The sequence below is a fragment of the Clostridium aciditolerans genome, from assembly GCF_016316925.1.
In the GTDB taxonomy this organism is placed as follows: domain Bacteria; phylum Bacillota; class Clostridia; order Clostridiales; family Clostridiaceae; genus Clostridium_AM; species Clostridium_AM aciditolerans.
Window position 1 is genome coordinate 109,470 of the sequence record NZ_JAEEGB010000006.1, and the last position, 18,239, is coordinate 127,708.

Consider the following 18,239-nt stretch of genomic DNA (forward strand, 5'->3'; position numbering starts at 1 on the left):
TCTTGTATTTTTAATTTACGTAGTTACTTAATTCTTCAAATATAGATCTAACACCACTCCCCCACTTACTGTCCTCTGCGTATTTCTTACCTATCCATAGAAATGGATCTGTATTTTCAGGAGTATTTTTAGACAAGTCAATCAATGTTCTAGCAACTATACTTGAGGAGTCCTTTATGTCAGTGTTATATTCTTGCCAACTATGAAACACATTATATGGATTATTTGCTATTTTAGAAGCATTAGTAGTATCTTTAGGAACAAAACTCTGTTCTTGCCCTGCTACAGAAAAAAGTACAATAGGATTTAAATTAAATTCTTTTGATACAGAAAGTATAGTGGAAAAATAGGGCTCTTTAACTAAAAGGGAATTACGTTTATTTAAAAAGTTTTTCAATTTTTCCTCATTTACTTTTTTATATCTCATATATGTAGGCATGTGAATATTAGGATGAATAGTAGAGACTTCTATAGCTTTATCAGTTTGAAAAATATAATTTTCACTTTTGTATTCAGCTTTTTTTATTTTTAAAACCAATCCTTTACTCAAAGATATACTAAATATACAAATAGCCAGTATTACTATATAGCTGCGAAAATTTAAACCATTTAAGTAACTTAAAACATTTTGTAAAGTAGATTTAAAATTACTGCTACATGAGTTATTTAGTGACATAACACTATTGAATGGTATTCTTTCATTCTCAACTTCTATAACACTGTTAGAAGGCATCTCTTTACTTTCAATATGCATGTCCTCTTTTAGCAATGTATTTGAGTTTACCTCTTTATCATACTTAAATTGTAAATAAAGCTGAGCCTCATCCATTTCAATTTTAGTGTCACTATGTACATTAACCCAGCTTATTAGTTCTCCTGTAAAGTTAGTTCTTAAATTTTCATCAATTACACAAGAATCAAAAATGTCATAAAGAGTAATTAAGTTTTTGCTGCTTCCAAGAGTATTTTTTAAAGTAATAATTTTAATGGATGACTTAAAGTCTTCCGGTATGCCATCTAATTTAGTATATATAACCTGATGAATTGTATCTGAAAGTATTTTTGCATTTTTTACAGCTGTGTTTTTAGGGTACTTTTTATATATATAATTTTTAAACTTTATAATATCGTCCCTATCTATAACCTTTATTTTTTTTAACTCTTCTTCAATATGTTTCATAATCTTTACTACCTATATTACTATTGTCTATATCAATGCCTGCCATTCTCATTAAGTATATAGCATTTCTAGTTGTAGAAACTCCTGAACGTAATTTATAGTCAAAATGTATTTCATTATTTTTATAATGCTCTCTAAAGTGGTAATTCTTAACTTTCTTATTTTTCTCTTCTATATCAGCTAGTTCAAGATCATGAGTTGACACCATTCCCAAAGCATTTTCATTACTTAATTTTTCTATTAAGACCTTTGCGCCTGTATGTCTATCTTTAGAATTTGTTCCCCTAAAAATCTCATCCAGTAAGAAAAAAACTGATTCTTTTTCTTTTGTAGCATCTATAAGCTTTCTTATTCTTAAAAGCTCTGCATAAAAAGATGATATATTTTCTTCTAAGTTATCACTTATTCTCATGCAGGTATAGATATTCATTACAGAGCAACAAAAGGTCTCAGCACAAACCGGTGCGCCTGCATAGGCTAGAACTAAGTTAATTCCTGTAGTTCTAAGCAATGTACTCTTACCGGACATATTAGAACCAGTTATAAGTAGAATTCTTTCGGTTTTATCTATTTTAAGATTATTACACACGCGATTTTTAGTTATTAGTGGATGCCCTATATTTTTAGCCTCTAATATTAGAGAGGAATTATTTATTTCTGGCATTACCCATTCTGGATAGTCATGCTTAATTATAGCTAAGCTAGATAAAGCTTCAAGTTCTGCAATAACATTTAGCCATTGTTCTATACATTCACCAGATTCTTTTTTCCAGCGTTCTAATCTAATTAAACAGTGATATTCCCAAAAAGTTACAATATTTATTATTTGGTAAAAAAAATTAGCTCTATCTGAAATTAGATTCACCAATTTTGACAACTCGTTAATTTGCTTTGTTGCAGTTATTTTATTTTCCCCGGTAAGATTTTTCTTTAATTTTACTAAATATCTATCTTTAAATCTTTTTTTCTCTATGAGATTTAACATTCTATTATATACTTCTATATCTTTTTTATATTTATAAACTGCATCTAATATTTTACTACTTTTTTCAGAGTTAAACTTAATTATAATTGTCTGAACTCCCATACATATAAGTGGAAAATAATATGGTATACTATGTGATAAAAAATATAATAAAATAACTCCTATTGTAATAATCGGTAGACTATATGTCATAAGGATAAACTTTCTGCTAGAAAACAAATTATTTTTCTCTTTTCCCCATTTAAATAATAGTTCTGGATTTTTCTTTTCCTCTGTAGCTATCTTTCCCTCGGCCATAAATCTCTGTCTCCACCCAAGATTATCCGAAAGCTCTTTTACAGCCTCCTGTCTATCATATATTTCTTCTATATTGTAATTTGGAGCTGTTAACATGTACTTTATCTTTTCTCTTCCTAAATAAGTACTAGCAGTGTTAATGTATTGAAAAAGTGATCCTTTTCCAAAAATATCTAAATCCTTTGAATAATTATGGTCATCCTTTAAAAAGTCTGATCCATCATCTTCAAAGGATTTCCATTCCCCTTTCAGACGTTTTAAAGAACTCTCATTTATTTTACACATCAATGTTGAACATTTTTTATTATATCTAATTCTACTGTGTTTATTGAGTAAAATTAAAAACAATATGGCGAATCCAATTAGTATTATAATGATAAAATAGTACTTTTTAATCATATACGAAAAAATCACTAAACCTGCAGCGGCAATAAAAACTATAAGCCTTAAAGCAGATATAAAATTAATTGAATGTACTTGCTTTTTTAATAAATTTTCATAGATAGTTTTTCTCTTTATATATCTAGATTCTATAGCATTCAAATTAACTCTCCCTCCTCTTTTGTACAAAATATTCCTAATTATATATCCATAATGTAACATATTTGTAATCTATGTGTCTAGTTTATCATATATAATACATATATAATGAAAATTTTACCTCAATCGGGAGCGCTTTGCAATTTTGTATCGTCTAATAAAATACCAATAATTTCTACTTATAAAATATAAAAAGGGGGATAACTATGACAAGTAAAAAAACGTACGCTATTATTCTAACTGCTCTAATTTCTCTTAGCCTTGTATCACCGGTTTATGCACAGGAAACGAATAAAATATCGTCCATTACATCTGCATCTAATACCACAACAGTAAGTGCCATAAGCGAAAGCAATTCTAAAATATCAAAAGATGAAGCAAAAGTTATTGCTAAAAAAATTCTAAAAGATTATTTTGAATTTAGTATTGATGACACAAAATATCAAACCAATGTGAATTTCACACCTGATTATCAATTTGGTACTAATAGTAAAAACTATAGTTGGCAGATTAACTGGAATTCCCATGATCAAGAAAAAGATGTGAGCGTTAATGTTTCCGTAGATGCTATAAGCGGTAAAGTTACTAATGTAGACATCATGACATCTTTGCGTGGACAATCTCCTGGAATTGCAACTTTAACAGAAGATCAAGCAAAAGAAGTAGCAGTAAAATTTCTAAATAAAATAAACCCACAAGAATTTTCACAATGCAAGTTGATAAAAAATGATTCTATGAGTTATGGATGGAAGGGAGATCCAACATCATATAATTTTAACTACTGTAGAATAGTTAATAGTATTCCTTTCTCAGGAAACTTTTTGAACGTAACTGTGGACAGTATTACAGGTAAAATACGTTCTTATGGGTTTAGATGGAGTGACTATCAGCTTCCTTCACAAGATGGGGTTATATCACAAGAAAAAGCAGATCAAATATTTAAAGATAACTTAAATTTAGATCTTAAATATGTGCCTTACAGAGATGAATATGGATATGATACAAAAACAAAAACTACTAAGGTTGCCTATATGCCTGATATGTCAAGCGGAGTTAACATTGATGCAAAAGAAGGTAAAGCGCTAGATTATAATAATACCAGTCCACTGGATAAAAAAGTAACAGATTTAGATGAAAATCAGAAAAAATCTTTTATAGGAAGCTATAAACCAGTGCAAAAGTTGGACAAGGAGCTAACTAGCAATGCTGCTGAAACAATAATGAAATCATTGATTAAAGAAATATATGGAGATGGCTATGATATTCAGGCAACAAGCTATCAAGATAACAATGGCATATATGGATCAGTGCTTGCATGCTGGTCAAGTCATTTCACAAAAAAAGGTGCAAATAACGATTTTGCAGATCAAGGACAGATAACTATAGACTCTTCAACAGGACAGCTAGTATCCATAAATAGATTTAATCCCGTTGATAAATTTGGCTCAAATAACGATAGTTCCAAACCAAAAATTACTTGGGAACAAGCATATAGTAAGTCTATAGATATAGTAAAAAAATACTTCCCAGATAAGGTTAAAGATATTGATACTAAGCAAACATATATACAGCGTACAGAGTATTATAATAATGTCCCTCAGTTTGATAGATTATATGGATTTAATTTTAATAGATTAGTAAATGGATTATCCTATCAGGATGATTCTATTAGTGTAAACTTTAACTCATCAACAGGTGAAATAGCTAATATTGACAGCAGATGGACTCAGGATTTAAATGCACCTTCAGCTAATGGAGTTATAAGTAAATCAGATGCACAGAATATATTCTTTAATACCTATAAGCCTCAACTTCAATACACACTTTTTAATGCAAGCAAAGACCCAAAAAATTCAGAGCTTGGAGTTAAATTAGTATATAGTGTACTAGATGGATTACAGTACAGACAACTTAATGGCATAGATGCTTTTAAAGGTAAGTTTATAGATTACAATGGGCAGGAAATTGATAATAATTTTGAAGCATTTAAATCAAAAATTAAGGGAAGCCCTGTAGAAAAAGAACTTAGCATTTTAGCCTCATTAGGAATAATTGACACTAAAGATTTTGATTTAAATAAGCAAATCACCAGAGCTGACCTGGTAAAGATTCTTGTCAATGCAAAAGGTTATAGGCCTTATATGTTAGAAAAATCACCAGACCTTAAAATAAATTATAGTGGTTCAAAAAATGATGAAACATATAAGTATTTACAAATGGCAGTTTCATATGGAATGCTTGATAATTCAGGAGACTTTAATGCAAATGAAAAAGTTACAAGAGAGGAAGCTATCAAAGCTTTGGTAAAACTCCTAGGGTATGATAAGCTTGCACAATCAAAAGGAATTTTTACCCTCTCATATAGCGACGCTAGTGATATAACTCCTGCAAATACAGGTTATGTAGCTATATCAAAGGGGCTTGGACTTACTAATGATACTGATAATAAGTTTAGACCAAAAAATCAAATAACAATATCAGATTTGGCAGTTAATGTATATAGAGCTTTAAACAGCTTAAGAAGTAATGGATATTAATAAAATAATAGAAACTTAAACTTTAAAACACGTTGTATGATCTACAACGTGTTTCTATTCGCTATTATTTTACAGTATAATTTATTTAATAAAAGGTTGTTGCTCTTATTATTTTTGCTTCCTTATCTCCTTTGTTATAGATATTGAGTTCACATTTACTTTCACTACTCTCCCTTGTAACAGAGAGTAATTCTCCTTCATTAGCCTCAAATGTTTTTTCTTGTTCAGTTATTTGAATACTGCCTTGTACAATATAAAAGACATCTGTAATCTGATTTGACTCTTCACTGCTCTCATTTAACAAAATTTTAATCCTATCTTCAGATTTAAAAGATAATGCTTGTAATTTCCCAATGCAGCCCTCATTCATCATCAGATTAAAGTCTGTCACCTTACCAAAGCTCTTAGTTTCCCAATCTCCCATAAAACTATCCTGCTCAAAGGTGCCAAGTACTGCTTTATGGTGGCCTTTATGTTCAAGGGTTAATTTTCCATCGATAATCATAATAATTCTTGAAATACCAGGCAGGTTCGTAAAGTCTGATTCATTTACTTCAACCTTTGCTGAACTAAGTCTCCATTTAAAATTTCTCTCACTATACTTTGCTTTCTCAGGATATATTAAAAGTTCTGTTGTGGTTCCCCCAGACCACATACTTGTTTGAAATTCATTTTTTCTTATTAAGTCAATTTTAGTTTCCATATAACATCCCCCTGTTAATGTTTTATAGTAATTTAATAGTTACAATTTTAATGATGGAATAGCCTCAATCCAGAATAAACCATAGCAATATCATATTCATTACATGCATCTATTACTATATCGTCTCTTACTGATCCACCAGGTTGAACAATGTATTTTACTCCACTTTGAGCTGCTCTGTCAATGTTATCTCTAAATGGGAAAAATGCATCTGACCCCAATGAAACTCCAGTTAAATTGGATAACCATTCTGCTTTTTCTTCCTTTGTCAATCTATTAGGTATTTCTTTAAATACATTGCCCCATTCTTTCATTTCCATTGGAGTAATATCATCTCTAAGATATTGGTCTATAGCATTGTCTCTCTCTGGGGTTGAAATGCCTTCTTTAAAAGGTAGATTAAGTACAGACGGATGTTGTCTTAAGTACCATATATCTGCCTTTGACCCAGCCAGTCTTGTGCAATGTATACGAGACTGCTGCCCTGCACCAACACCAATTACTTGTCCGTCTAATACAAAACAAACAGAATTAGACTGAGTATACTTTAACGTAATCATTGAAATAAGCAAATCTCGTTTTGCTTCCTCTGTAATATTTTTATTATTAGTTACTATATTATTAAGCATATCTTTATTTGCTAAGATATCATTTCTTCTCTGCTCAAAGGTTATTCCATAAATCTCTCTTGTTTCTATTTCTTCTGGTTCATAATCCCAGTCCATTTCTATTATACAATAGTTACCTTTCTTTTTCTTCTTCAAAAGCTCTAGAGCTTCATATGTATATCCTGCTGCAATTATTCCATCTGAAACAGATCTACTTAAAATTGTGGCAGTAGGTAAATCAACAACATCACTTATTGCAGCCCAATCACCAAAGGAAGACATTCTATCTGCCCCCCTTGCTCTTGCATAAGCAGCAGCAACAGGAGTTAACTCTATATCCTGGACAAAATATGATTTTTTCAACGCGTCACTTAAAGGAATCCCCACTGCAGCGCCTGCTGGACTTACATGTTTAAAAGATGCTGCTGCTGGCAGTTTCGTTGCTTGTTTTAACTCCTTTGCTAACTGCCATGAGTTAAAAGCATCCATAAAATTGATGTAACCTGGATTTCCGTTTAGAATCTTAAAAGGTAATTTTTCACCTTTTGTATAAACTCTCGCTGGCTTTTGATGAGGATTACATCCATACTTAAGTACAATTTCTAAATCTTTCATAAAAATACCTCCTAAAAATAAATTAAAACAAAAAACCGCCTGGATAAATTTATATTTACCCAGGCGGTCGATATTCTTCTTCAATCATGCTCCCTATGGTAAACTCCATTTCCGCCAGTTACATGATCGTTTTTATTCTTTTTTATTTAAGTATATCTTATAGATATAGTGTAGTCAATAATAAAAGGCTTTCTAGATATTGATAACATTTCAATTACAGAAGATACAATATGATATGCTTCAGCGTAACAGTTGTAACGTAGACCTTATAGAGTTATAAGTTAAGAGTATGCTATTAGCTTTTCCAGTACTCAAAGGTAAATCTTAATCATATTTAAGCACAGCAATGCCTGAATAACTTTTAATATCTACACTACTTAATTCAAGTTCTATATACTCTTTTGCTTGCAACCCTGAAGCCGATATAAATTTATCAACCTTGGCAAATAGGAGACCCAATACTCCTAATGCTTTTGTTCTGTAGTGCATAGGTACAACCACTGAGGGGTTTAACTGCTTCATTACATTAACTGCATCAAAGGCATCTATTGTAAATCCACCGCCAACAGGAAGAAGCAGTATGTCTACATTGCCTATTTCCTTTACAAGATTTGAATCCAAAGTATGTCCTAAATCACCGCAATGACAAACATTTATTCCATCAATTTTAAAGTTGTATATGGTATTTTTACCCTTCTTGACTCCTGAGAATTTATCGTGAAAGGTTTCCACACCTTTTATTTCTATGCCATGTTCTAAAAACCTACCGGTTCCATTTATGTGTACAAAACTGCTCTTTATTGCACTTATATGATTATGGTCACTGTGATCATGACTTGTTGCTACTATGTCCGCTGCAATTTCTTCCGGCAATTTGTACCCCAACGCATTTTTATAAGGATCCATCAGTATTTTCACCCCATTTTCAGATGTTATCATAAAGCATGACTGTCCAAACCATTTAATTTTCATTTAAAATCCCTCCTGTATTCCTTTTAAGCACATAAAGATTATTAATCTTTATGTGTCTCTACTAATTCAAGTTATATTTTTTATACACTTTAAAATAAACCCACACAGCATTTAATAGTAACAATGCACTTGTAATAAAGAAAACATAGTTAATACCAAACCTTGCTGCTACTTGTCCTCCTAGAACAGAACCCCCAAATACACCTAAATAACCTGCCGATATGGTAAAGCCAAAAATTCTCCCCATAATAGAAGTTGGTGTAATCTTCTTAACCAAGGTATTAACAGACGGATTTAATCCTCCTAGAGTTAATCCTAATAAAAAGCGAAGCCCCATCAGCTGCCAGGGGTTTTTTACAAAAGCCTGTGGTATATAAATCAGTCCTGCAGCTACAAGCGCAATTAATATAACTTTATGTGCTCCTATTTTGTCAGAAAGTTTACCTAAATTTGGAGCAGCAATTATATTTGCCAGACCCGAAGCTGAGAATGCCAATCCTGATATAAGCGCAATATGACTGGTATTTTTGCTTAACTGTGTGACATACACCGTTATAATTGGCTCAATAGTATATAATGCCAGAGTTATTACAAAAAAGGTCACAGATAAAATAATGGTCAAACTCTTTTCAGGAACACTATTCCAAACTTTCATTGCGCTGAGCGGCTTTTTATCTTCACGAATAAAAGACTCTTTTACAAATAGTGCTGTTGTGATAAAAGCAACTAAAAGCAGTGCACTTGTTATAAAAAATACAGGCTGTAACCCAAACATCTCTTCTATTAAGCCTCCAATAGTTGGTCCAATTAGTGATCCAGCAATATTTGCCGTTGAAAGTGTACCTAATGCATATCCTGCATGCTCTTTATCAGTCTGAGTTGCAATAAGTGTAGTGCAGGCTGTACCGTAGCCTGTGATAGACCCCTGCAGCACTCTCAAGCTTATTAACACATATACATTTGGTGCAAAACCCATACATCCTATAACCACCGCCATACCAAGGCTTGCTCTTAACAGCATTGGCTTTCTCCCAAATTTGTCAGCAGCATTACCCCAAATAGGTGAAAATATAGCTGAGATTATATAAGTGATACCAAATGCAATTCCTGAAAGTTCAGCAATTGAAGACGTATTAGCAACACCAAGATGTTTTATATATAGCGGCATTAGTGGTGCAATCTGACTCATTCCTATGCCTGTTACAAACATGCCAAACCAGCAGACTACTAAATTTCTTTTCCACATTTTCATAAATATCACCCCTGCATATATCTTTATAAAATATATAGTAAACTATAAATTGTAGTTTGTAAACTATAATTTATAGTTTGATAAATATACTTTATAATGTTAAACTATTCATAAGAAGATGAATTTCGAGGAGTGAAATACTGATGCAAAAAAGAAATTTAACAAAGGAGAAGATTATTCAGACTGCTTTTTCATTGGCTGATGAAATCGGTCTTAATCAGGTCACCTTTCCTAAACTTGCAGAAAAACTGGGTATAAAATATCCTTCTTTATATAATCATTTCAACAATATGGATGATCTTAGAATAGGAATGACGGTGTATCTTTTAAATGATTTGAATTCGATATTAATGAAAAGATTGATTGGTAAAAGCGGTGAAGCCGCTGTCAGAGAATTTGCTTTTGTCTACAGAGATTTTGCTTTTGAAAATAGAACTGCTTATGGACTCTTTATGAATATTCCAAGCACGGAAAATACGGAAGTATATCGTTTAGTAATAGAAACCACTAGTATCATTTATCAGATTTTAGAATTTTATATCAAGGATAAAACTCAATTGGTTCATAAAGGAAGAACTCTAAGGAGCCTTTTACATGGTTTTGTCTCCTTGTATTCTTTTGGATATTTCCATGGTGAAGTTAATTTGGAAGAAAGCTTTCAGTATATGATAGATGATTTTATTAAGTCACTTTCAACAAAATAGATAAGGTCTATATGATTAGAGATTGCGTTTCAAGACCCTTTTGGGAGCAATAAAAAATATTGTAACATAGTATATCTGTTAACAGCCTGAGCCTTGCTATTTTGCAAGGCTCTATTTTAAATCATTATATACTTTTACAAACATTACTGCTAAAGCCAGTCATATCAACAGTTTTATGGGAAGTCTCCGTTACTTATGGTATGGTTCAGCGTAACGTATATAGCTTAGACTTTTTAATTGAGAATGCTAAATTTATCCGATGACTACCCGCTCTAATACTACCATCACACTCTGTGAAAGTGATTCACACAAAATCATAGATTTTGGTTCTCTACTTTTCTCTAAGGTGGGAGTAAAGAGCGTCTACGTCCCTGGATTCGTTCAACTAAACTTCAGATGGGGTTAAATGCCTAAATGGCATTTAACGGGCGGAATCGCCCAGGGTTGTAAACTAAAACCCCACCTGAAGTAAGTTTCACTTTATGTTATAATAAACTTATTATATTAATTTACAGCTACAATTTATAAAAAGACGAGGTGATCACTTTTGAACAGTATCAAATGTGAACGTAGAATATATAATTGTGAATTCAACACTCATGCTCATTCATATGCTCAATTAATTCTTCCCTTGCATGGAATACTTAATATAAAAACTAATTACAAAAAACTAGCACTTGAGGATGATCACTTGTTCTTTCTTCCTCCAGATTGTGAACACACCTTTAAAGCTGATAATAATAATGAATTTTTAGTTTTAGATGTACCTAGTAATATACTTAACAGATATGATATGGAAAATATGATAGGTGGAAGAGAACTTTTATTCGATGATAAGTGGAAAGCTATAAGGTATTTATTGCTAAATGAGGCTGATAACAATAAATGTTCAAGTTCTATTATTAACTTATTTCTCTACTTTTATGATTTAATTGCAGATGGTGGTAATCTACCTGATTCTATAAAATATATTAATGAACATTTTACAGAGGATATAGATTTAAAAAAATTAGCAGCTATTGAGCATTACAATATTAGTTATTATAGTGAATGGTTTAAAAATAAAATGAAGGTCTCCCCTGTTGAATATATACAAAAATTAAGAATAGAAAAAGCAAAAGAATTATTTTTAAATACAGATCTAACTATTTTACAAATTGCTCAGATGATAGGTTATGAACACAATTCTTCCTTTACTAGAGTATTTAAAAACTTAGAAAAAATAACACCTGCAGAGTTTAAAAGAAAAATCAAATAATAAGCTAAAAACTAACTGTATTTTAGCTAAGACTTATAAATCAAAAAAGCTATAATAGTAAGTAAATAACAGTTTAAAGGACTATCAAAAATAGTGCTTTATTTTTTTATAACTTAGGGGGGGATAATAATGACTAATAAAATAGAGACAATTATAAAACAATTTGTAGAGCAATATCCAGAAAAAATGAATGTTCAAACAAAGTGGAAAGAACCTTTGATAGCTTATGCAGATGCAATGGATGAAATGTTTGATAAGCTTAAGGACGTAGTAAGTCCTTCGCATGCAATGCCTAAGGATTTTTTGCCAGAAGCTAAAACAGTAGTAGCATATTTCATACCTTTTGATGAATCTATAATTAAAAGTAATATGGAAGGAAAAGAAAGTTCGAAAGTTTGGGCAAAGGCATATATAGAAACTAATCAGCTAATATTAGATTTAAATACTTTTATTAAAAATGAATTGCAAAATTTAGGGTATAAATCAAATATTATTCCAGCAACACATAATTTTGATTATAAGAAACTAATTAGTGACTGGTCTCATAGACATGTTGCTTTTATTGCTGGGTTAGGAAAATTTGGATTAAACAATATGTTAATTACTGATAAAGGATGCTGTGGAAGGGTTGGTACTTTTATAACTGATTTAAAGATAGAACCAACTAAAAGAAACAATAGCGAGTATTGTTTATATAAGCGCATGAATGTATGCAAAAAATGTGTAGATCGATGTGTAAATGATGCTTTAAAAATTGATTCCTTTGACAGACATAAATGTTATGAAATGTGTTTGTATAACGATAAACTTCATTCAGATATTGGTTTGTCAGATGTATGTGGCAAATGCTTAGTTAACGTTCCTTGTTCTACAACTAATCCAGTGAAACTAAATAGATAGTTCTATTGCTATACAATATTCTTAAAAGATGGGTCAAGGACTTACTTCGTAGTAAGTCCCATTTTGTTGATTAACTTGCTTATATATTTACGGATTTTACAATAGTCTTTCTAAAGAATTCCTTGTCAATATCGTAGAAAACACGACAGTTAGGTTCTTTATCCAGGCTATGTGTTTCATCTACATAGCTCATTCCCTGTGTAATGCCAGCCCTTGTGTCAATTTGAACATATTGATCCTTGTATTGAAACATATCCGGATCTGAAATTGCCAATATAGCACAGGGGTCATGAATTGCCGCATCATTAGCTGCATAGGATGAAAGAATTTTCGCTCCAATATCAGCTATGGTATTATGAAACCCGCTCATTTCATTTAACTCAATATCAGTTAAGGTTGCCTTTAATGTAACATTCAGGCCGCACATCATTAGTTTAACACCGCTATTAAAAACAATGTATGCAGCTTCAGGATCTATAAAATAGTTAAACTCACTGCATGGAGTTACATTTCCAATATTTATTCCACCGCCCATTATACTGATTGCAGCGATTTTAGATTTTACTTCTGGATAAGCTGACAGAAGTAATGCAATATTAGTTAATGGACCAGTAGCAGCTATATATACAGGTTCATCGCTCTCCATTAATATTTTCCTTTCAACCTCTAGTGCACTCAAATCACTTAATTTTGATAATCTATCATCACCAAATATACCGGCATAACCACCTAATCCATCTGAGCCATGCACATCAGTTGCAGGCAGGACATCCTTTATGAGCGGTTTTTCCGCTCCTTTTGCCACTATGCAGTTCAAACCTAATAGTCCAGCTATAAGCTGCGCATTATGAGTAGTCAAATCAATCCCTACATTCCCTGATACTGAGCAAATAGCTTTAATATCAAATTCTGGTTTTGAATAAGCTACCAAAATAGCAAAAACGTCGTCAACTCCAGGATCACAATCTATAATTAATGGATATCTTCTCATATTTACGCCTCCAATATTTTATACTAAACATATAGCTACGATACTTCCGAATTGCCTTCTTCTCTTTTCCTTATTCTTTTCTCAAAATATCTAACGTATGTGCGCTTGCTCCAAGCAAATCTGGTCTTTCACAGGTAGAAAAATGATAATTAAGAAAAAGCTGAAATGTATCTTCATCCATAGCATTCAAAACAGGTCGCATATAATTAGCATGTCCATCTGCTGCAATTAATTTTATCCTTTGCACTCCTACTTCCTCATTTAACTTATTAATATCTTCAATTCTTACATAATCATATAAATCTTCTGGTTCCGCTATAACATGAAAATCATCAGTAAGCTTCCCATTATCAATACATGCACGAATATTATTTTCCTTAAAAGCATATGTTAATACACTATATTCGTTCATACAATATGCTACTAAGATAACACCTCCTACTTTCGTTACTCTTTTTGCCTCTTGCAGCGCTTTTACTTTATCCTCAAATTTATATAAATGATACATTGGTCCAAACACCAACGTCATGTCAAAAGTATTTTCTGAAAATCTTGATAAATCTAATGCTGTTCCCTGATATGCTTTTACTGTGCTTCCTTTTGACTTTAAAATACCTAGATTATGCTTCACAAGTTCAATTGCAGTAACATCATATCCTTCATTTGCCAATTGTACAGAGTATCTGCCTGTCCCTGCACCAACATCTAAGATTTTTGCTTTCTCATTATTTTCTAGATACTCATGAATATATTTCATGGAAGTAATATATTCAACTTGTCCATATTTTCTCGTTAATCTTTTATCCTCACAAAATTTATTGTAGTACTTTTCTAATTCCATTGTCATCTCTTTATATTCCTCTTCTGTTATTATATTAAAAATTATTAAATACAAAAATTGTTCTTTTGTACACTTCAAATTATTTTTTTGGCAGCTTAATATTTCCCCCACTATGCTCCCTTTACATTCTATCAAATATTATACTATATTTCAGTTAAAATATTAATTTTCTTTATAAATACTGAAATAGGCTCGGATAATGTGCACTAAAAAAGAAGCCTGTGTTAAAGTCAACACAGACTTCTAAAATTTTAATTTTTTATTTTGACATAGCCTTATATTGGTTGTATTTTTCTTTTGCTGCTATTTCTGCGTCTTCGAATAATTGATCAGCAATTTCAGGGAAAGCTCTTAATAAAGATGAATATCTTACTTCTCCCATAGTAAAATCTTTATATGATTTAGAAGGTTCCTTAGAATCTAAAATGAATGGGTTTTTACCTTCCTTTTTAAGTAGCGGATTATATCTGTATAAGTGCCAGTATCCTGACTCTACAGCTTCTTTTGATTCTAGCTGTGCATATGCCATTCCCTTTTTAATTCCGTGATTAATACATGGCGCATAAGCAATTACTAGTGATGGTCCTGGATAACTTTCTGCTTCTTCTAGAGCTTTTATCAATTGTGTTTGATTTGCTCCCATAGCTACCTGTGCCACATAAATGTATCCATAAGTCATAGCAAGCATGCCTAAATCTTTTTTAACTGTTTTCTTACCAGAAGCTGCAAATTGAGCTACTGCACCTAAAGGTGTTGCTTTAGATGATTGTCCACCAGTATTAGAATAAACTTCTGTATCAACTACTAGAACATTTACATTTTCACCAGATGCCAATACATGGTCTAATCCGCCATATCCAATGTCATATGCCCAGCCGTCACCACCATACATCCACATGGATTTTTTAACTAAATGTTCTTTATTGTCTAATATAAACTCTAAAAGCTCCTGGCTCTCTCCTTCTAATTTAGTATTTTCCAATGCTTTTATTAATTTTGTGCTTACATATCTAGTTTTGTCACTGTCGTCTTTATTTGCAAGCCAACCTTCTAAAGCTTCCTTAGTATCTTTACTAATTGTATTTTCTGCTAATTTTAATAACTCTTCTACCTTAGAAGTAACTCTTTCTCTTTGTTGCTTTACAGCTAAACACATACCTAGTGAAAACTCTGCATTATTTTCAAATAATGAGTTTGACCAAGCTGGTCCATGACCTTCATGATTAGTTGTATATGGTACAGATGGACATGCTGCTCCCCAAGCTTGTGTACAACCTGTTGCATTAGCAAAGTACATTCTATCTCCAAACAACTGAGTCATTAATTTTGCATATGGAGTTTCTCCACATCCTGCACATGCTCCTGAGAATTCAAGTAATGGCTGTTCAAATTGGCTTCCTTTTACAGTAAACTTATTCATTGGATTTTCTTTTTTGCTTAGCGTCATAGCATATTCCCAATTTTCCATCTCTTTTACTTGATCTTCCAATGGGCTCATTGTTAATGCTTTTTCTTTAGCAGGACATGTCTGAACACAGCTTCCGCATCCTAAGCAATCTAATGGATCTACCTGTATACTAAATTGATACTTCTCAAGATCTTTACCTTTTGCTTGTACCATTTTATAGTTTTCAGGTGCATTGTTTTTCTCTTCTTCATTTAATAAGAATGGACGTATTGCAGCATGAGGACATACATAGGAACATTGATTACATTGAATACATTTTGTCATATCCCAAGTAGGTACATCAATAGCAACTCCTCTTTTTTCATACTTACTTGAACCTAGAGCTACAGTGCCATCTGCAGCACTTGCAAAGGTGCTGACTGGAAGTTCGTCTCCCTTTTGTGCATTAATAGGATTCATTACATTACGAACATACTCTGGTAATTTTTCATCCACATATGCTTGCTCATCTTTTAAGTTTGCCCACTCTGCACTAACTGTAATTTGTTTAATGCTTTCATTCCCACGATCAACTGCAGCATAATTCATATTTACAATCTTATCACCTTTATGTCCATAGGATTTTAAGATTGCATTTTTCATGTATTTAGATGCTTCCTCTGCTGGAATAATGTTTGCCAATCTGAAGAATGCAGCCTGTAAAATAGTATTAGTACGGCTTCCAAGCCCTAATTCTTTTCCAATGCCAGTTGCATCAATTACATAGAACTTAATATTGTTCTGTGCTAAGTAACGTTTTACGTGATTTGGCAGGTTATTTTCTACTTCCTGCTCATTCCAGCCGCAGTTAAGTAAGAAAACACCATTTGGTTTAAGTTCATTTACTATATCATATTGATTTATATAAGAAGTTTTATGACATGCAATAAAATCAGCCTTTTTTACAAGGTAACTTCCACGGATTGGATTTTTTCCAAAACGTAAATGTGATTTTGTAATTCCTCCTGATTTTTTAGTATCATATTCAAAGTATGCTTGTACATACATATCTGTATGGTCGCCTATAATTTTAATAGAGTTTTTATTTGCACCAACAGTTCCATCAGAACCAAGTCCCCAGAACTTACAGCTTATTGTTCCTTCATCACATAAATCAATGCTCTCTCCAAGCTTTAATGAATGGAAAGTTACATCATCTTCAATACCAACAGTAAAATGATTTTTAGTATCAGATGATTTCATATTTTCATAAACAGCAATTATTTGCTCTGGAGTAACATCCTTTGATGACAATCCATAACGACCTGTATATATAAGAGGTTTATTCTTCTCATTTATAAATGCTGCACATACATCTAAGTATAAAGGTTCTCCTGCTGAACCAGGTTCTTTTGTTCTGTCAAGAACTGATATTTTCTTTACTGTATTTGGCAATTGTTTTAAGAAGTGCTCTATAGAAAATGGTCTATATAAATGAACATGTAAATAACCAGTTTTTTGTCCATTAGCATTTAAATGATCAACTACCTCTTTTGCAACTCCGCTCACAGATCCCATCGCAACGATTACATATTCTGCATCTTCTGCTCCGTAGTAATTAAATAAATGATAATCTCTTCCTGTAATTTTATTAATCTCACCCATATACTTTTCAACAATTTCTGGTAATCTATCATAATATGGATTACATGCTTCTCTTGCTTGGAAAAATACATCTGGATTTTGTACAGTACTTCTTTGCACTGGTCTTTCTGGATTCAATGAGTTCTTTCTGAATTTATTTAATTCTTCATTATTTAGTAATTTTCCTAAATCTTCATAATCCATTACATCAATTTTTTGAATTTCATGTGAAGTTCTAAATCCATCAAAGAAATGTAAGAATGGAACATGTCCCTCAATAGCAGCTAAGTGTGCTACACCTGCTAAATCCATAACTTCTTGAACATCTGCAGTATTTAACATAGCAAATCCTGTTTGTCTGCATGCCATAACATCTGAGTGATCTCCAAAAATAGAAAATGCATGTGTTCCAACAGTTCTAGCACTTACATGTAAAACACCTGGTTGTAATTGTCCTGATATTCTATACATGGTTGGTATCATTAGCATTAATCCTTGAGATGCTGTATAACTAGTAGCAAGAGCACCAGCTTCTAGTGTACCGTGCATTGCTCCTGCAGCACCAGCTTCTGCCTGCATTTCTACTAAACTAACCTTTTGTCCAAATAGATTCTTTTTACCATTAGCAGCCCATTCATCTACATGTTCTGCCATAGGTGAGGAAGGTGTAATCGGATAAATTGTTGCTACCTCAGTAAATGCATAGGAGACATAAGCTGCTGCTTCATTTCCGTCCATTGTTTTTTTAATTTTAGCCATTTTATATTCTTCCCTTCTCTAATATAATTATGAAAACTATTGCTACTTTTCATTTTTAGATGCTGC

12 protein-coding genes, 1 pseudogene and 1 riboswitch are annotated in these 18,239 nt (G+C 32.1%); of the genes and pseudogenes, 4 read left to right on the forward strand and 9 right to left on the reverse strand.

Annotation, left to right across the window (positions count from 1 at the left end):
* Positions 1 to 10 precede the first annotated feature (10 nt).
* Positions 11 to 1,180, reverse strand: coding sequence for a hypothetical protein (locus I6U51_RS06205; RefSeq protein WP_211141812.1), 1,170 nt, complete (start codon positions 1,178 to 1,180; stop codon positions 11 to 13).
* On the reverse strand, positions 1,167 to 3,005 hold the full coding sequence (locus I6U51_RS06210) for a MutS-related protein (protein WP_246517122.1): 1,839 nt from the start codon (positions 3,003 to 3,005) through the stop codon (positions 1,167 to 1,169). The genes I6U51_RS06205 and I6U51_RS06210 overlap by 14 nt, the downstream gene beginning before the upstream one ends.
* Positions 3,006 to 3,208: 203 nt before the next feature.
* Between I6U51_RS06210 and I6U51_RS06215 the strand changes: the two genes are divergently transcribed.
* A complete protein-coding gene (locus tag I6U51_RS06215) occupies positions 3,209 to 5,539 on the forward strand; it encodes a YcdB/YcdC domain-containing protein (RefSeq protein WP_211141814.1) in 2,331 nt (776 codons plus the stop codon).
* An 85-nt stretch (positions 5,540 to 5,624) separates the two neighbouring features.
* Here I6U51_RS06215 and I6U51_RS06220 read toward each other — a convergent pair whose 3' ends face one another.
* The 4 genes from I6U51_RS06220 to I6U51_RS06235 form a co-directional block, all read right to left on the reverse strand.
* On the reverse strand, positions 5,625 to 6,242 hold the full coding sequence (locus I6U51_RS06220) for a HutD/Ves family protein (RefSeq protein ID WP_211141815.1): 618 nt from the start codon (positions 6,240 to 6,242) through the stop codon (positions 5,625 to 5,627).
* Between the two features lie 47 nt (positions 6,243 to 6,289).
* A complete protein-coding gene (locus I6U51_RS06225) occupies positions 6,290 to 7,465 on the reverse strand; it encodes a phosphoribosylaminoimidazolecarboxamide formyltransferase (RefSeq protein ID WP_211141816.1) in 1,176 nt (391 codons plus the stop codon).
* 50 nt (positions 7,466 to 7,515) lie between these two features.
* Positions 7,516 to 7,597: riboswitch (ZMP/ZTP riboswitch) on the reverse strand.
* A gap of 192 nt (positions 7,598 to 7,789) precedes the next feature.
* Positions 7,790 to 8,437 (reverse strand): MBL fold metallo-hydrolase, encoded by a 648-nt coding sequence (locus I6U51_RS06230; RefSeq protein ID WP_211141817.1) that lies wholly within the window; start codon positions 8,435 to 8,437, stop codon positions 7,790 to 7,792.
* A gap of 61 nt (positions 8,438 to 8,498) precedes the next feature.
* Positions 8,499 to 9,689, reverse strand: coding sequence for a multidrug efflux MFS transporter (locus I6U51_RS06235; protein ID WP_211141818.1), 1,191 nt, complete (start codon positions 9,687 to 9,689; stop codon positions 8,499 to 8,501).
* Between the two features lie 143 nt (positions 9,690 to 9,832).
* Between I6U51_RS06235 and I6U51_RS06240 the strand changes: the two genes are divergently transcribed.
* The 3 genes and pseudogenes from I6U51_RS06240 (at position 9,833) to I6U51_RS06250 (ending at position 12,551) form a co-directional block, all read left to right on the forward strand.
* Positions 9,833 to 10,393, forward strand: a complete 561-nt coding sequence (locus I6U51_RS06240) for a TetR/AcrR family transcriptional regulator (RefSeq protein WP_211141819.1) — start codon at positions 9,833 to 9,835, stop codon at positions 10,391 to 10,393.
* A 547-nt stretch (positions 10,394 to 10,940) separates the two neighbouring features.
* Positions 10,941 to 11,706, forward strand: a pseudogene (locus I6U51_RS06245) (AraC family transcriptional regulator).
* Between the two features lie 74 nt (positions 11,707 to 11,780).
* Positions 11,781 to 12,551 carry an epoxyqueuosine reductase gene (locus tag I6U51_RS06250; protein ID WP_211141821.1) on the forward strand — a complete coding sequence of 257 codons (771 nt, stop codon included), beginning with the start codon at positions 11,781 to 11,783 and terminating at the stop codon, positions 12,549 to 12,551.
* A gap of 79 nt (positions 12,552 to 12,630) precedes the next feature.
* On the opposite strand, the gene I6U51_RS06255 is transcribed toward I6U51_RS06250, so the two are convergent.
* From I6U51_RS06255 to nifJ, 3 genes are all read right to left on the reverse strand, one after another.
* Positions 12,631 to 13,542, reverse strand: coding sequence for a nucleoside hydrolase (locus I6U51_RS06255; RefSeq protein ID WP_211141822.1), 912 nt, complete (start codon positions 13,540 to 13,542; stop codon positions 12,631 to 12,633).
* A 70-nt stretch (positions 13,543 to 13,612) separates the two neighbouring features.
* On the reverse strand, positions 13,613 to 14,389 hold the full coding sequence (locus I6U51_RS06260; RefSeq protein WP_211141997.1) for a class I SAM-dependent methyltransferase: 777 nt from the start codon (positions 14,387 to 14,389) through the stop codon (positions 13,613 to 13,615).
* A 253-nt stretch (positions 14,390 to 14,642) separates the two neighbouring features.
* Positions 14,643 to 18,173 carry a pyruvate:ferredoxin (flavodoxin) oxidoreductase gene (gene nifJ, locus I6U51_RS06265; protein ID WP_211141823.1) on the reverse strand — a complete coding sequence of 1,177 codons (3,531 nt, stop codon included), beginning with the start codon at positions 18,171 to 18,173 and terminating at the stop codon, positions 14,643 to 14,645.
* Positions 18,174 to 18,239: the final 66 nt, after the last annotated feature.

What these genes read in the sequence shown, in the direction of transcription:
- I6U51_RS06205 (WP_211141812.1), bottom strand. Translation starts at nt 1,180, where the DNA reads ATGAAACATATTGAAGAAGAGTTAAAAAAAATAAAGGTTATAGATAGG.
- I6U51_RS06215 (WP_211141814.1), top strand. Translation starts at nt 3,209, where the DNA reads ATGACAAGTAAAAAAACGTACGCTATTATTCTAACTGCTCTAATTTCT.
- I6U51_RS06220 (WP_211141815.1), bottom strand. Translation starts at nt 6,242, where the DNA reads ATGGAAACTAAAATTGACTTAATAAGAAAAAATGAATTTCAAACAAGT.
- I6U51_RS06225 (WP_211141816.1), bottom strand. Translation starts at nt 7,465, where the DNA reads ATGAAAGATTTAGAAATTGTACTTAAGTATGGATGTAATCCTCATCAA.
- I6U51_RS06230 (WP_211141817.1), bottom strand. Translation starts at nt 8,437, where the DNA reads ATGAAAATTAAATGGTTTGGACAGTCATGCTTTATGATAACATCTGAA.
- I6U51_RS06235 (WP_211141818.1), bottom strand. Translation starts at nt 9,689, where the DNA reads ATGAAAATGTGGAAAAGAAATTTAGTAGTCTGCTGGTTTGGCATGTTT.
- I6U51_RS06240 (WP_211141819.1), top strand. Translation starts at nt 9,833, where the DNA reads ATGCAAAAAAGAAATTTAACAAAGGAGAAGATTATTCAGACTGCTTTT.
- I6U51_RS06250 (WP_211141821.1), top strand. Translation starts at nt 11,781, where the DNA reads ATGACTAATAAAATAGAGACAATTATAAAACAATTTGTAGAGCAATAT.
- I6U51_RS06255 (WP_211141822.1), bottom strand. Translation starts at nt 13,542, where the DNA reads ATGAGAAGATATCCATTAATTATAGATTGTGATCCTGGAGTTGACGAC.
- I6U51_RS06260 (WP_211141997.1), bottom strand. Translation starts at nt 14,389, where the DNA reads ATGACAATGGAATTAGAAAAGTACTACAATAAATTTTGTGAGGATAAA.
- nifJ (WP_211141823.1), bottom strand. Translation starts at nt 18,173, where the DNA reads ATGGCTAAAATTAAAAAAACAATGGACGGAAATGAAGCAGCAGCTTAT.